Source organism: Micromonospora lupini str. Lupac 08 (genome assembly GCF_000297395.2).
Lineage (GTDB): Bacteria > Actinomycetota > Actinomycetes > Mycobacteriales > Micromonosporaceae > Micromonospora > Micromonospora lupini.
In genome coordinates this window covers 1086276-1101399 of sequence record NZ_HF570108.1, presented here as the reverse complement: position 1 = coordinate 1101399, position 15124 = coordinate 1086276, and the positions used below count along the sequence as shown (strand labels likewise).

General features: G+C 71.7%; 11 protein-coding genes. 3 read left to right on the top strand and 8 right to left on the bottom strand.

The window, feature by feature from the left end; all coding sequences use genetic code 11:
- Positions 1-77 precede the first annotated feature (77 nt).
- A complete protein-coding gene (locus MILUP08_RS06365; protein WP_007455846.1) occupies positions 78-659 on the top strand; it encodes an Rv3235 family protein in 582 nt (193 codons plus the stop codon).
- A 308-nt stretch (positions 660-967) separates the two neighbouring features.
- Here MILUP08_RS06365 and secA read toward each other — a convergent pair whose 3' ends face one another.
- On the bottom strand, positions 968-3889 hold the full coding sequence (gene secA / locus MILUP08_RS06360; protein WP_039905488.1) for a preprotein translocase subunit SecA: 2922 nt from the start codon (positions 3887-3889) through the stop codon (positions 968-970).
- Between the two features lie 168 nt (positions 3890-4057).
- On the opposite strand from secA, the gene MILUP08_RS06355 reads away from it, so the two are divergent.
- Entirely contained in the window at positions 4058-5209 is a 1152-nt protein-coding gene (locus MILUP08_RS06355) for a GNAT family N-acetyltransferase (RefSeq protein WP_039905485.1), read from the top strand.
- Complete coding sequence (locus tag MILUP08_RS06350; RefSeq protein ID WP_007455843.1) at positions 5206-6318, top strand: GNAT family N-acetyltransferase; 1113 nt, start codon at positions 5206-5208, stop codon at positions 6316-6318. Before MILUP08_RS06355 ends, MILUP08_RS06350 begins: the two co-directional genes overlap by 4 nt.
- Positions 6319-6380: 62 nt before the next feature.
- Here the strand turns inward: MILUP08_RS06350 and hpf are convergent, their stop codons facing one another.
- From hpf to efeO, 7 genes are all read right to left on the bottom strand, one after another.
- Positions 6381-7013 (bottom strand): ribosome hibernation-promoting factor, HPF/YfiA family, encoded by a 633-nt coding sequence (gene hpf, locus MILUP08_RS06345; RefSeq protein ID WP_007455842.1) that lies wholly within the window; start codon positions 7011-7013, stop codon positions 6381-6383.
- Positions 7014-7259: 246 nt separating this feature from the next.
- Positions 7260-7967 carry a ComF family protein gene (locus MILUP08_RS06340; protein WP_007455841.1) on the bottom strand — a complete coding sequence of 236 codons (708 nt, stop codon included), beginning with the start codon at positions 7965-7967 and terminating at the stop codon, positions 7260-7262.
- Positions 7968-7971: 4 nt separating this feature from the next.
- Positions 7972-9789 (bottom strand): LpqB family beta-propeller domain-containing protein, encoded by a 1818-nt coding sequence (locus MILUP08_RS06335; protein WP_007455840.1) that lies wholly within the window; start codon positions 9787-9789, stop codon positions 7972-7974.
- Positions 9786-11543, bottom strand: a complete 1758-nt coding sequence (gene mtrB / locus MILUP08_RS06330) for an MtrAB system histidine kinase MtrB (RefSeq protein ID WP_007455839.1) — start codon at positions 11541-11543, stop codon at positions 9786-9788. The genes MILUP08_RS06335 and mtrB overlap by 4 nt, the downstream gene beginning before the upstream one ends.
- A gap of 12 nt (positions 11544-11555) precedes the next feature.
- On the bottom strand, positions 11556-12245 hold the full coding sequence (gene mtrA, locus MILUP08_RS06325; protein ID WP_007455837.1) for an MtrAB system response regulator MtrA: 690 nt from the start codon (positions 12243-12245) through the stop codon (positions 11556-11558).
- A gap of 270 nt (positions 12246-12515) precedes the next feature.
- On the bottom strand, positions 12516-13793 hold the full coding sequence (gene efeB / locus MILUP08_RS06320) for an iron uptake transporter deferrochelatase/peroxidase subunit (protein ID WP_007455836.1): 1278 nt from the start codon (positions 13791-13793) through the stop codon (positions 12516-12518).
- 25 nt (positions 13794-13818) lie between these two features.
- Positions 13819-14952, bottom strand: a complete 1134-nt coding sequence (gene efeO / locus MILUP08_RS06315; RefSeq protein WP_007455835.1) for an iron uptake system protein EfeO — start codon at positions 14950-14952, stop codon at positions 13819-13821.
- Between the last annotated feature and the right edge of the window lie 172 nt (positions 14953-15124).

Sequence of the window (15124 nt, the reverse complement as noted above, 5' to 3'; positions counted from 1 at the left end):
ACCGAGGCCGTTCTTTCGCGCAAAATCGAACCAGTCGGAGGCAAACGAAGGCAAACGCAAGATCAAAGGGAGCAACGATGAGCGAGCGGCGACCCGGTCCCTTCCGGCCACCTGTGCGGCTGCGCCCCGTCCCGCCCATCGATCCGCCGTACCCGGACGAGACGTACTGGCCGGGGCCGACCCACGGCCAGCTCGCCCTCGACCTGTTCGCCTCGACACGACCGGATCCGGTCCGGCCGGCGGAGCGCCGCACGGCCCCACGCCGGACGCCCTCGCGGCCCGCCAGCCACCCGGGTGCGCCGCTGCCACCGGCTACCGCCCCCGAGGCGACCCGGGCCGCGCACCGCTTCGTCGGCACCTGTCTGGAGGTGGTCAACGGCTACCGCTCGCCCGCCCAGGTGCGCCCACTGCTCGACCCGGGCCGGGCCGTCGAGCTGCTCACCGAACTCGCCCGGGCGACCGGACGGGCCGGGCCGGCTCGCCGTCGAGCAGCACGGCCGGCTCTGCGGCTGCTCCGGCTGCGGGTGTGCGAGCCTCGGGAAGCCGCGGTGGAAGCGGCCGCCGTGGTCAGCGGCGTCGGTGGCCGGAGCTGGGCCATGGCGCTGCGCCTGGAACACCGACGAGGCCGCTGGCTGTGCACGGCCCTGCACGTCCTCTGACCACCCGCCGCAGGCCTGCCCGCGCCGCCATCATCGGTCGCCGGGCACGGCCATGCGGCTGACGCATGCCCACGCGGCGACGCTCCAGGCCGGACACGCGCTCGCGTTCCGTCGGACGCTCGCGATCCACGGGGCGCTCGCCGAATCGCTCTCTCGGAGCTTGCTCGACGTTGATCGACTCGACTTGCAGGAAGGCGCGGTATCAAACCGGCGCCAACACCCCGCCTTCCAGGAAATCGAGATGATCTTCGCCGGACGCCGATGGGCCCCGGCCTCGTCGGCCAGGGCCCATCGGGACGTGCGATCGGTCAGTTGCCGCCGTTGGGGGCGCCGTGGCAGCGCTTGTACTTGCGGCCCGAGCCACACGGGCACGGCGCGTTGCGGGACGGGCCGGCGTCGGCCTGGTTGGGGACCGGACGTCGGGACCCGGCGGTCGGAAGCGTCGGACCACGCAGCCCGGAGGCCGGCCGCTGCGGGGAAGACGGCGCGCTCTGCCCGGGTGCCGCCGGCGTGCCCTGGGGCGGCCGGCCCACACCGAGCGCCGGAGCCTGCTGCTGCTCCTGTTCGATGCTGACGGCGCCGGGGCTGGCCTCACCGTCGATGGTCGGCGCCGAATACTGCAGGCCCTGCCGCTGCGGCGAGCGGTTGAGACCCTTGGCGCGGATCTCCACCGGCTTGTCGAGAAGCGTGACCTCTTCCGAGTCGGCGGCCGGCTCCGGCTCGGTGACCTGGACGTCCACGTTGTAGAGGAAACCGACGGTCTCCTCCTTGATGCCTTCCATCATCGTGGCGAACATGTCGAAGCCCTCGCGCTGGTACTCCACCACCGGGTCGCGCTGGGCGTACGCCCGGAGGTTGATGCCCTCCTGGAGGTAGTCCATCTCGTAGAGGTGCTCGCGCCACTTGCGGTCGATGACCTGGAGCAGCACCATCCGCTCGAGCTGGCGTACGCCCTCCTCGCCGAGCTGCTCCTCGCGCTTGTCGTACGCGGCGTTGGCGTCCTCCTTGAGGCGGGCGACCAGGAAGTCCGCGTCCATGCCGGCCCGGGAACCGCCGGCCTCCTCCTCCAACTCCTCGATCGTCACGCCGACCGGGTAGAGCTGCTTGAGGCTGGACCAGAGCTGCTCCAGGTCCCAGTCCTCGCCGTAGCCGTCGGAGGTGGCACCCCGCACGTACGCCTCGACGGTGTCGTCGATCATGTTGCGAACCTGGTCGGACAGGTCCTCACCGTTGAGCACCCGCAGCCGCTCGGCGTAGACGACCTGGCGCTGCTTGTTGAGCACCTCGTCGTACTTCAGAACGTTCTTGCGGATCTCGGCGTTCTGGCCCTCGATCTGGGCCTGGGCGCTCTTGATCTGGCGGGTGACCATCTTCGACTCGATGGGCACGTCCTCCGGGATGTTGAAGCGCTCCATCACCGCCTCGACCGCGCCGGCCCGGAAGCGCCGCATCAGCTCGTCCTGGAGGGACAGGTAGAAGCGGGACTCGCCCGGGTCGCCCTGCCGGCCGGCGCGACCGCGCAGCTGGTTGTCGATCCGCCGGGACTCGTGCCGCTCGGTGCCCAGCACGTACAGGCCACCGGCGGTGGAGACCTCGTCCGCCTCGGCGTCGCAGGCCTGCTTCCAGGTGGGCAGGACCTCCTCCATCGCCTTGGCGTACTCCTCCTCGTTCTCCAGCGGGTCGAGACCGCGCTGGCGCAACTCGTTGGCCGCGAGGAACTCGGGGTTGCCGCCGAGCAGGATGTCGGTGCCGCGGCCGGCCATGTTGGTGGCCACGGTGACCGCGCCCTTACGCCCGGCCTGGGCGACGATCTCGGCCTCCCGGGCGTGGAACTTGGCGTTCAGCACGTTGTGCGGGATGCCCCGGCGGCGCAGCAGCTGGGAGAGGATCTCCGAGTTTTCCACCGAGACGGTGCCGACCAGCACCGGCTGGCCCATCTGGTGCCGCTCGGCGATGTCCTCGATGACGGCGTTGAACTTGGCCTTCTCGGTCTTGTAGATGACGTCCGGCCGGTCCTCGCGGACCATCGGACGGTGCGTCGGGATGCTCACGACGCCGACCTTGTAGACCTTGTTGAACTCGCTCGCCTCGGTCTGCGCCGTACCGGTCATCCCGGACAGCTTGTTGTAGAGGCGGAAGTAGTTCTGGAGGGTGATGGTGGCCAGGGTCTGGTTCTCCTGCTTGATCTCCACCCCCTCCTTGGCCTCGATCGCCTGGTGCATGCCCTCGTTGTAGCGACGGCCGTGCAGGATGCGACCGGTGAACTCGTCGACGATCAGGACCTCACCGTCACTGACGATGTAGTCCTTGTCGCGCTTGTAGAGCTCCTTGGCCTTGATGGCGTTGTTGAGGTAGCCGACCAGCGGGGTGTTCACCGACTCGTACAGGTTGTCGATGCCGAGCCGGTCCTCGACCTTGGCGACGCCGCGCTCGGTCACCGCGATGGTGCGCTTGGAGTGGTCGACCTCGTAGTCGCCCTCGCCGTCCGTGCCGGGCTGGAGCCGGGCCACGACGCCGGCGAACTCGCCGTACCAGCGGGCCGAGTGCTCGGCCGGGCCGGAGATGATCAGCGGGGTGCGTGCCTCGTCGATCAGGATGGAGTCGACCTCGTCGACCACCGCGAAGTTGTGCCCGCGCTGCACCAGCTCGTCCTTCGACCACGCCATGTTGTCGCGCAGGTAGTCGAAGCCGAACTCGTTGTTGGTGCCGTACGTGATGTCGCACTCGTAGGCGGCCTTGTGCTCGGTGGCCGGCCGGTTGGGCAGCACCACGCCGACGGTCAGCCCGAGGAACTCGTGCACGCGACCCATCCAGGCCGCGTCGCGCTGGGCGAGGTAGTCGTTGACGGTGACCACGTGCACGCCGTCGCCGGAGAGCGCGTTGAGGTAGACGGCCATGACCGAGGTCAGCGTCTTGCCCTCACCGGTCTTCATCTCGGCGATGTTGCCGAAGTGCAGCGCGGCGCCGCCCATTACCTGGACGTCGTACGGCCGCTGGCCGAGCACCCGGGCGGCCGCCTCGCGGGCCACCGCGAACGCCTCCGGCAGCAGGTCGTCGAGGGTCTCGCCGTCGGCGAGCCGCTCCCGGAACTGCTCGGTCATGCCGCGCAGCTCCTCGTCGGTGAGGTTGACGTAGTCGTCCTCGATCGAGCTGACGGCGGCGGCGATGGCCTTGAGCCGGCGCACCATGCGGCCCTCGCCCGCATTAAGGACCTTTTCCAGAATCGACACGGATCAACGCTCCCCTAGACAGTCTCGAACCATCGTAGGCGCAACATCGGCGCGATGGTCACTGGTGGCGGCGGTCCGTCCCGCCGAACCCGACATAACTCGCGCACGGCATGCGCCCGGGACGTTATCCGGTTACGCCTTCGGCGAACGTTCCGGCACGATGCACGGGTGGAGCCTGTGGAGATCGTCGAGGACGGCGTGCTGCTGCGACCCTGGCGGGAGGCCGACGCCGACGGCGTACACCGTGCCTGCCAGGATCGGGACATTCAGCGTTGGACCACCGTACCGCGCCCATACCTTCGCGAACACGCCAAGAGTTTTGTCACCGAGCTGAGCGCGCGGGCCTGGGCGGACGGCACCGGGGCCCCGTTCGCGGTCTGCGACGCGGCCACCGGCGACCTGCTCGGCTCGTGCGGGCTGATCTCCATCGAGCGGTCCGGCACCGGGGAGATCGGCTACTGGACGGCCCCGTGGGCGCGGGGGCGGGGCGTGACCGTCCGGGCCACCCGGGCGGTCGCCCGCTGGTCCTTCGAGAAGCTGGGGCTGCGCCGGCTGATCTGGCAGGCCGAGGTGGGCAATCACGCCTCCCGGCTGGTCGCGCTCCGGGCCGGGTTCCGGATCGACGGCCGGGTCCGGTCGGCCGAGACGGAGCCGCACAACGGCGCGGACACCTGGATCGGCTCGCTGCTGCCCGGCGAGGTGCCCGAACCCGGCTCGACCGGGCCGGCCGGCCCCGGCACCCTCGCCGCCCGTCGGGCCGCCGTCTTCGGCCGCCCCCAGCCGACCCTGTTCGCCACCTCGGCGGCCGGTGAGCTGCGACTGCGACCGATGGAGGAGCGGGACCTGGACGCGGTGGTGCAGACCTGCCGGGACCCGGAATCGATCCGGTGGACCACCATCCCGGATCCGTACGACCGCTCCGACGCGCAGGGGTACCGGGCCTTCGGCCAGGACGCCTGGGCCCGGGGGGACGCCGCCTGCTTCGTGGTCGCCGACCCGGACGACAGGTACGCCGCCTCTCTGGACCTGCGGCTCTCCCCCGCCGACCCGCTGCTCGCGGACGTGGGCTTCATGACCGCGCCGGCGGCGCGCGGCCGGGGGTACATGCCGGCCGCCCTGATCGCGTTGGCCGCCTGGGGTTTCACCACGCTGGGCCTGGCCCGGATCGAGTGGAAGGCGAACGTGGGCAACACCGCCTCCCGGCGGGCCGCCGAGAAGGCGGGCTTCACGTTCGAGGGGACCGCCCGGGGCGGGGTGCAGCACCGGGGTGAGCGGGTCGACGCGTGGGTGGGCGCGCTGCTCGCCGGGGATCTGGCATGAAGCCGCAGCAGGTCGTCGAGGCGCACGGGGTGCGGCTGCGGCCGTTCGCGGCGGGCGACATCGCGGACCTGGTCGAGGGCTGCGCGGACCCGCTCAGCCAGCGGTTCGTGTCCAGCATGCCGGCCCCGTACACCGAGGTCGACGCCCACTGGTGGGTCGAGGCCGGCGCACCGGCGGTCTGGGCCGGCGGCGGCGCCGCGTACGCCATCGCGGACCCGGCCACCGACCGACTGCTCGGCGGAGCCGGATTGGGCAACCCGGTGCCCGGCCGGAGTCAGGCGGAGATCGGCTACTGGCTGCGGCCGGCGGCGCGGGGACGCGGGGTGGCCGCGGCCGCGACCCGCGCGTTGAGCGAGCACGCCTTCGACACCGGGACGCTCCGGCTGGAGCTGCTCACCGAGCTGGAGAACACGGCCAGTCAGCGGGTCGCGCTGGCCGCCGGCTTCCGGCACGAGGGCCTGCGTCGGTCGGCCGGGCAGCGCCGGGACGGCGGCCGGCACGATCTGCTGACCTGGGTACGCCTCGCCGACGATCCGCCCGGCCCGACGCCCCGGCTGCTGCCCGACCTGCCCGACGGGGTGCTCACCGATCAGGTGGTGGCGCTGCGTCGCCTCGCGCCGGACGACGCGGAGTTGATGTACGGGCTGCACAGCCGGCCGGAGGTGGTCGCCAACCAGGCCCCGCCGGTGCCACCGACGCGGGAGTCGATCGAGCGGCGCTGCCGGCTGGCGGAGAGCGCGTGGCTGACCGGCGACATCGCCCGGCTGCTGATCGTCGACGTGGCCACCGGCGAGCCGGCGGGCAGCTGCGGTCTGTCGTACACGGAGGTGAGCAGCGGGGAGGGCTCGATCGGCTACGCGCTGCTGCCCGACTGGCGTGGGCGCGGGTACGCCACCCGCGCGGTGCGGCTGCTCGCCGACTGGGCGTTCGGTCCGGCCGGTTTCGCCCGACTGACCGCCGGCACCGTGCCGGAGAACACCGCCTCGCACCGCGTGCTGGAGCGGGTCGGCTTCCGGCGTGAGGCCCTGCAACGCGGTCGCCTGCCCGGCCTGGCGGGCGCTCGGCTCGACGACCTCACGTTCGCCCTGCTGCCGGCCGAGCGGCGCTGACGACGCACGGGGTTGCGGCGGTCGCCCGCCGCAACCCCGTGCCAGACGCGGTCAGGGACACCTCACGTGTCGAGGGAGATGATGCCGTAGTCGTAGGCGTGGCGTCGGTAGACGACGCTCGGGCGGCCGGTCTCCTTGTCCTGGAACAGGTAGAAGTCGTGGCCGACCAGCTCCATCTGGAACAGGGCGTCGTCGATCGTCATGGGCTCCGCGGGGTGGACCTTCTCCCGGGCGATGTGCCACGGCTGGTCGTGCTCCTCCTCGACCCGCTCCGCGACGGCGGTGCCGGCGCGTGCGCCGGCGCTCGGCGCGGACAGCGGGGCGGCCACCAGGTCCGTGACCGGCAGGTCGGCGGTGGCGGCGGCGACGGAGATCGGCGCGTGCCGACCACGGTGTACGCGGCGGCGGTCCGCCGCGCGGCGCAGCCGGGTGTCGAGCTTCGCGATGGCGGCGTCGAGCGCGCTGTAGAAATCGTTCGTGCAGGCCTCGGCCCGAATCACGGGACCTCGGGAAACGCAGGTGATCTCCACCCGCTGGCAGTGGTCGGCCTGGCGCGGATTGCGCTCGTGAAACAGCTCGACATCGATGCGGATAATCTTGTGGTCGTAGCGTTCGACCTTTGCGAGTTTCTCGGCTACGTGTACCCGGTAATGGTCCGGCACTTCGACGTTGCGGCCCTTGACCACGATGTCCACGTGACCTCCTTTTTTCGGACGTCTTCGATCCGGTTTTCCCGGTCGCGCGCCGTGGGGAGACCCGCTGGCGTCGACCGGTCAGTACGGCTACGCCTCCTCTCACCGCCGGGGGCGGGATGGAACGACCTCCTACCCCTGACAGCGAAACGCTAACTCCTGTTCGCCCGGCAGTCACCCCATGTTGCCAAGACCGCCCAGGATTTTTCGCACCTCATACACCAACGGGTGAAACGGAAACACGGTCGGTTACAACTGGTGTCTTTTCTCGGTCGCGGCGAGCACCGCGGCGACACCGGGTGGTCGCCCGCTCGCGGTCAGCACCCGGGTTGCCGCAGCCAGGGTTACGCCTGTGGTGACGATGTCGTCGAGCAGCACCACGACTGGTGCGGCGCCCGTTCGGCGACGCCCCTCCGACGCGCCCGACCGGAGTCGGAACGCCGCCTCGGCCGCCGCGGCGCGGCCCGCGCTGTCAAGCGTCACCGAGTCCGGTCGGGGCAACGCGCGCAGCGGGCGGCGCACCCGCGCCGGCCAGCCGCCCCGGCGCAGCCGGGCCGCGCAGTGCCGGGCCAACCGGTCCAGGTGGTCGCCGTAGCGGGCTCGGGCCGCCGCAGCGGTGTCGGGCACGGGCACCAACTCCAGCGGCCGCACCTCGCCGACCGCCGCCACGACCACCTCGGCCAGCAGCGCGCCCAGCGGACGGGCCAGACCGTGCCGGCCGTGCTCCTTGTACGCCAGCAGGGCCTCGCGCAGCGGACCGGCGTACGGGCCGAGGGCGACGCAGGGCGGGAGCCCCGGCGGGGCGGGAGTGGGACGGACCGTCCGGGGACGCAGCACGCCCAGCGCCGTCACGCAGGTGGGGCAGAACCCGTGCCGCAGGACGGCGTGACGCTCCCGGCAGCCGGCGCAGTCCGCGGGGAGGACCAGGTCGGCGAGGTCCGCCCAGAGCCCGCGCACGGCGTCAGTAGAGGAAGAACGGGGCCGACGGGTTGCTCGGCCGGACCCCGGCCGGCGGCGCGGGGACGTCGCGCACACTTTCCAGCTCGATCCGTTCGGACGGGCTGCTGCGGTACGCCACCTTGTTCGCCTCGTACATGTACGACCCGGTGGGCACGCGCACGCTGCGGTTGGTGGGGTACGCCGTCAGGTGGTTGACCTTGGCGCCCACGTCGGTGCGCAGCGGGGTCTCCAGAGCGCCGTCCACGCTGATCTCGTAGATCGCCGGCTGGCCTGCCGACCCGGCCACCACCAGCCGATCCTCGCCGATCCAGTCCACCGCGGTCAGACCGGTCAACGAGGTGACCAGGGCCCGGGGCGGGCCGACGGACATGCCGCTCCCGGCGCCGTCCAGGTTGATCGCCGCGACGTAGAGCCGCCCACCGGCGATCAACGCGACCCGCTGACCATCCAGCGCGGCGGCGACCGCGGTGACCTGCGGCGAGGGCAGGTTCAGCGGCACCTCCGACATCCCGGCGGCCTCGTCGAAGCGGTAGAGACGGCCGTCCGCCACCACCAGCCCCTGCGCCGGGCGCGAGTCGACGGTACGCAGCCACACCGGGCGGCTGATCGAGGCGTACTCCGTGCCGCTGCGGTGGAGCACCGCCACCGTGTCCGCGCCCGCGCCCACCGCGAGTCGTTGCCGGTCCCTGCCGCTGGTGACCACCATCGCGGCGAGAACCCGCTTGGTGCCCCGCGCGAAGCCGGCGGACACGATGTTGCGGTTGACCTCGGCCGTCAGGGGCACCACGCCGCTGGGCTCGCCGACGAAGTCGAGCGGACGGATCGCGCCCTCGTAAACGCCGAACCGCTGCGGGCTCTCCCGGACCGGGTAGAGCGGCTGGGCCAGCCGGCGCTCGTTGAGATCCTGCACGGGCTGCGAGTTGTTGCGGATCTTCAACTCCAGCTCGCCCGGCAGGTCGCCCAACGACCAGGCGAGCTGCGTGATCACCTGGTCGACCCGGTTCTGGTCGTCGCCGGACATGTCCAGGTTGACCTCCCACCGGTTGTTCGCGCCGGTGGCGTTGTTGATCAGCTCGGTGCCGTCGGGCAGGCCGACGACGCCCGGCCGCAGCCAGTCCGACGGGCCACCGACCAGCCAGCGCACGACCTCGTTGACCCGACGCTCGTCCGGCACGGCGAACGGCAGATACCGCTGGTCGGGCACCAGCCGGGTGCGGTCGGAGCTCCAGAAGTAGATCGACTCGTCCTGGTAGTACTGCTGGAGGGCGACGTCACTGAGCAGCAGCACGTTCGGCGGGTCGAGGACGTACTGACCGGCGCGCTCGTCGTTTGTGGTGCCGCCGAGCGAGGCGCTGCGCAGCCGGAACTCGTACTCCGTCTCGGTCGCCACCGGCGGCGCCAGCGTGCCGTTCGTCCGCAGCACACCGATCTGCTGCACCGAGATCTTGACGGTGGTGGTCGAGTCGCTGTTGAAGGTGAAGACCGTCTCCCGCAGCCGGACCACTGTCAGCGCGACCTCGCTGCCCTTCTTGTCCTGCAGGCGGGGCTTGTGCTCCGGGGCGATGAACGCCTTCACCCGCTCGTACGCCCGGTCCGGCTCACCGGCGGCGGCGGACAGGAAGTTACGCACGAACGCTTCGTTGTCGCTGCCGCTGGCCGTTCGCGAGGGTGGTTCGCTGCGGCGGCCGTTGTCCGACCCGGCCTCGGTCGCCGTGCCGGCCTTGCCGTCCACCCGCACGTCGGACGACGCCGGGATGCCGCAGCCGGCGCTGAGGAGCAGTGCCGTGCCGACGGCGCACAGCAGTGGTCGAGCCCTCACGAGCGCACCTCCGCCCGCTCGCCGTCCCCGGCCGCCGCGGGGCCGATCGCCAGCGCTCCGCCGGTGCCCGGCCCGATGGCCAACGGGCCGCCGTCGCGGGGGCCGCCGAACGGCAGCGCCGCGTCGGCGGGCACCAGCCGCAGGGGCGACGTGGTGAGCCGGTCACCGGCGCGGGCCGGCAGCGTGAGCCGGAACTGGGCGCCCTGGCCGGGCGCTCCCCAGGCTTCCAGCCAGCCACCGTGCAGGCGGGCGTCCTCCAGGCTGATCGACAGACCGAGCCCGGTGCCGCCGGTCTGCCGGGCCCGGGACGGGTCCGCCCGCCAGAACCGGTTGAACACCAACTTCTCCTCACCCACCTTCAGCCCCACCCCGTGGTCCCGGACGGTGATCGCAACGGCGGTGTCGTCGATGCCGAGGGTGATCAGCACCGGTCGGGCCTCGCCGTGCTCGACCGCGTTGCCGACCAGGTTGCGCAGCACCCGCTCGACGCGGCGGGGGTCGACCTCGGCGATCACCGGCGTGCTCGGCAGGTCCAGTTCGATAGGGACGCCCACCCGCTCGGCGAGGCCGGCCAACCGGTCGACGACCCGGTGCACCACCGGCACCAGGTCGGTCGGCTCGGCGTCCAGCATCGCGAAGCCCGCGTCGAACCGGCTGATCTCCAACAGGTCGGTGAGCAGCTCCTCGAAACGGTCCAGCTCGGCCTGGAGCAGCTCGGCGCTGCGGGCCACCGCCGGGTCGAACTCGTCGCGCTCGGCGAAGATCAGGTCGGCGGCCATCCGGACCGTGGTCAACGGGGTCCGCAGCTCGTGCGACACGTCCGAGGTGAACCGGCGCTGCAACCGGGACATCTCCTCCAGGCGCAGGATCTGCCGTTGCAGGTTTGTCGCCATCTGGTTGAACGAGGCGGCCAACAGGGCGAGGTCGTCCTCACCGTTGACCACCATCCGCTGGTCGAGAAGGCCTGCGGAGAGCCGCTGGGCGGTGCGCGCGGCGACCCGGACCGGGTTGACCACCAGCCGGGTGACCAGGGCGGCGAGCAGACCCAGCAGGACCACCAGCGCGATGCCGGTGGCGACGACTGTGGCACGGGCGTCCGCGGCGGTGGCGTCCTGCCGGGTCAGCGGCACCAGGTAGTAGAGCTCGATCTGCCCGAAGCGGGTCGGCACCGGCGAGCCGTAGACCAGGTACTTCGTCGGCTCGCCGGTGAGCCGACCGGTCTGGATCTGGCTGGCCACCTTGCCGCTGGCGACCGCGGCCCGCAGCTCCTTGCTGATCAGGGGCTGGACGTTGGCCGCCGGTGCGGTGCGGGTCTGGATCATGGTCGGGTAGTCGTCGGCGGTGATCGCCACCACCACGCCACTTGTCTGCTGGGGGTCGCCGCCGGCCAGGTAGTTGACCGTGCCCTCGATGGTCTCCTGGAGCTGCGCCTCCTGTGGCTGGCCGTAGAGGGAGACCTGCTTTGCCGCGTAGCCGGCGCCGCCCTTGACCCGCAACTGGACGTCGGTGCGGGCGTTGTCGAGCAGGATCGTCGTGATCTTGTCAGCGATCAGGTACGCGAAACCGCCCACCAGCAGGCTGGAGGCGACGAGCGTGATGGTCACCACCCGGACCTGGAGCGAGCGGCGCCAGGTCTGGTGTGCCCGGGCCACCAGCCGCGCCGCCCGGCCACTCAACGCACGCCACAGGTCCCGACCGGCGTTGAGCCGGCGGGCTGCGGTGGTCCGGGGGTGCGGGGGCGGCGAGGTCGACACAGTGTGACCAGGCTATCCGGTGCCCGCCTTGTAGCCCACGCCCCGCACGGTGAGGATGATTTCCGGCCGCTCCGGATCCGGCTCGATCTTGGCGCGCAGCCGCTGCACGTGCACGTTGACCAGGCGGGTGTCGGCCGCGTGCCGGTAACCCCAGACCTGCTCCAGCAGCACCTCGCGGGTGAAGACCTGGCGCGGCTTGCGGGCGAGCGCGACCAGCAGGTCGAACTCCAACGGCGTCAGCTTCACCTCCTCGTCGTTGCGGCTCACGGTGTGGGCCGGCACGTCGATGGTGATCTGGTTGCCGGGCGGGCCGATGGTCAGCATCTCCGGCGCCACGTCCTCGCCACGGCGCAACCGGGCCCGCATCCGGGCCACCAGCTCCTTGGGCTTGAACGGCTTGACCACGTAGTCGTCGGCGCCGGACTCCAGGCCGAGGACGACGTCCACGGTGTCGCTCTTGGCGGTCAGCATGACGATCGGCACGCCGGACTCGGCACGGATCGACCGTGCCACGTCGATACCACTCATTCCGGGCAACATGAGGTCGAGCAGGACGATGTCCGGTCGACTGTCACGAAAAGCGGCCAACGCCCGCTCGCCATCGGCCACGAACGAGGGCAGGAAACCCTCACTACGCAGCACGATGCCGAGCATCTCGGCGAGTGCGGGGTCGTCGTCGACCACCAGTACCCGGGCTCTCATGGGATTAATATTGCATCCCCGTTCAGTTCGGTGGGACCGGCGTCACCCGGCACGGATAGCGCCGCCGGCAAAACCAGTCACCGCGACCCACGGCGGCGGCGCCACAGGGTGCGGGGGCCGGCACAGGGATCGGTCGGCTGTCACCATGATCCCCCCTCGGCGCCGTCCGGCGCCACCGCAGCCCCGACCGGCCCCGCTGTCGCGATCCGGACGACGGCCCGCGGCCACGAACCCGGGGCGACGGGCCGCCCGCCGCGGTCCGGCGGGCGGTCAGCCGAAGAGCCCGCGGCCCCAGTGGTCCCCACCGTCGCGTACGCCGGGCGGGCAGGCGAACAGGCCGCTGGAGACGTGCCGCAGATATTCGTTCATCACGTCGTGGCGGGCCAACTGGGTCTGGATCGGCACGAACTGCCGGCGTGGATCCCGCTGGTAGGCGATGAAGAAGAGGCCGGCGTCGAGCCGACCGAGACCGTCCGAGCCGTCGACGAAGTTGTAGCCCCGCCGCAGCAGGTGCGCGCCGTTGTTCCTGCTCGGGTGGGCCAGTGCGACGTGGGCGTGCTCGGGGATCAGCGGCTTGCCGTCGTCACCGCGTGCCGCGAAGTCCGGCTCGTCGAACTCCTTGCTGCGGCCGAGCGGGGCGCCGCTGCCCTTGGTCCGGCCGACGATCTCCTCCTGCTCGGCGAGCGAGGTCCGGTCCCAGGTCTCGACGAGCATCCGGATCTTGCGGGTGACCAGGTACGACCCGCCGGTCATCCAGTCCGGCCCGTCGCCCGGCTGCACCCACAACTGGTCGCGGAGCAGGTCCGTCTCCTCAGCCTTGAGGTTGGCCGTGCCGTCCTTGAAGCCGAACAGGTTGCGGGCGGTCGCCTGGTCCCGGGACGTCGACGACGTACGGCCGAAGCCGAGCTGCGACCAGCGGACGCTGACCACCCCCATGCCGATCCGCGCCAGGTTACGGATCGCGTGCACCGCCACCTGCGGGTCGTTGGCGCACGCCTGCACGCACAGGTCACCACCGGAGATCGGGGCCTGCAACGCGTCACCGGGAAACTTGGGCAGCTCGGCCAGGGCGGCCGGGCGGCGGTCGGCGATGCCGAACCGGTCGCGTCCGTCGGCGTCGCGGAACAGCGTCGGGCCGAAGCCGACGGTCAGGGTGAGCTGCGAGGGTGGGAGGCCGAGCGCCTCACCGGTGTCGTCCGGCGGGGCCTCCGGCATACCACCGACCGCGCCGAGCACCCCGGCGTCGCGGCCGGCCGTCATGCGGGCGGCGGCGGCCGACCACTCCTCGAGCATCTCGACCAGTCGGGCCCGGTCCTTGGTGATCACGTCGAAGGCGACGAAGTGCAGCCGGTCCTGCGCCGGGGTGACGATGCCGGCCTGGTGCTCACCGAAGAACGGCACCGCGCCCGCCGGATGGTCACTGGCAGCCGCCGGGCCACGGGAATCGCCGACCAGCGCGCCCGCGCCCGCGGCCACGCCGGCGACTCCGGCCACCCCCGCGCCGGCGAGCGTGATGGCCCGCCGGCGCGTCAACCTGCTTGCGCTCATCGACTCGACTCCCTCTGGGTCCCGGTCACTTGGCGACGACTGCGGCGACCTTGCTGATCGGCTCGGCGAGGGCGTTGATGCCGTCGGAGAGCTCCTTGAGCTCGGCCTTGCTCAACGTGGTGTGCAGCTTCCACCCGTCGCCGTCGCGGTGCTTGCCGAGCTGCGACTCGACGTTCGCGAACTCGGTGTCGAGCTGCTTGACCAGCTCCGGCGAGCGCTGCTCAAGCGCGGGCCGGAGGGCGGACAGCGCCGCCTTGGAACCTTCCAGGTTGGCGGCGAAGTCCCACAGGTCGGTGTGCGAGTAGCGGTCCTCCTCGCCGGTGATCTTGCCGCTGGCGACCTCGTCGAGCAGCTCCTTCGCGCCGTTGGCGAGCTGGAGCGGAGAGAGCTTCTCGGCGTTGGCCTTCGCCACGATCTCCTTGACGTCGACAAGCAGCCGGTCCGCGATCGGGCCGTCCTTGCTGATGTCGCCGGACTGCCAGAGGTCCTTCTCGATCCGGTGGAAGCCGGTGAACTCCATCCCCTCCTCGATGACCTCCTCGCGGCCGTCGATCTTGGGGTCGAGGTCGCCGAAGATCTCGGCCACCGGCTCGATCCGCTCCCAGTAGGTGCGCGCGACCGGGTAGAGCGTCTTGGCCTTCGCCACGTCGCCGGCCTTCACGGCGGCGACGAACTCCTCGGTCTTCTCCAGCAGCGCGCCGGTCTGGCTCTTGACGTAGCGCTGGTAGTTGTCGGTGGCTCCGGCCAGGGCGGCGTCGGCCGTCAGCGGCTGCGCCGACCCGCTGACCTTGAGCGCGCCCCGGATGCCCTTGCCGCTCATCCCCGGCTTGCAGGCCGTCTCGTACGTGCCCGCCGGCAGCTCCACGTGCAGCTCACGGCTCAGCCCGGGGGCGATGTTCTCCACCTCGCCCATCACCCGGTCGCCGGAGGCGTACACGTAGAACTCGGTGACCTTCGCACCCGAGTTGGTGATCTTGAAGGTGGCGGTTCCGGCGCCGAGGTCGGTCGTGCCGACGTCGCAGGCGGTGTCGGTGGCCTTGACCACGATCGGGCCGCCGGCCGCGCCCGCCTCATCCTTCTTGGAGTCCGAGCACGCGGTGACGCCGGCCGTCGCCAGCACGCCGGCAGCGGCCAGCGCGAAGAATCGGGTGGTACGCATCTGAGCTGTCTCTCCTCGTGGGGTCAGGCACGCTGCGGCGCGGATGCCGCCTCGGCCTCGGCCTCGGTGCCGGTGTCGGCCCCGCGCTCGGTGACTGTGGTGGTGGGCGTGGCGTCCGGCGACGTCGACCCGGCCGGGGCCGCCGCGACGGCGGGCGCCGGGGCCGCGGCCG

Bases quoted from the DNA above. Each gene is read 5' to 3' on its own strand.
- MILUP08_RS06365 (WP_007455846.1), top strand. From the start codon at position 78: ATGAGCGAGCGGCGACCCGGTCCCTTCCGGCCACCTGTGCGGCTGCGC.
- mtrA (WP_007455837.1), bottom strand. From the start codon at position 12,245: ATGAGAGCCCGGGTACTGGTGGTCGACGACGACCCCGCACTCGCCGAG.
- efeO (WP_007455835.1), bottom strand. From the start codon at position 14,952: ATGCGTACCACCCGATTCTTCGCGCTGGCCGCTGCCGGCGTGCTGGCG.
- efeB (WP_007455836.1), bottom strand. From the start codon at position 13,793: ATGAGCGCAAGCAGGTTGACGCGCCGGCGGGCCATCACGCTCGCCGGC.
- MILUP08_RS06350 (WP_007455843.1), top strand. From the start codon at position 5,206: ATGAAGCCGCAGCAGGTCGTCGAGGCGCACGGGGTGCGGCTGCGGCCG.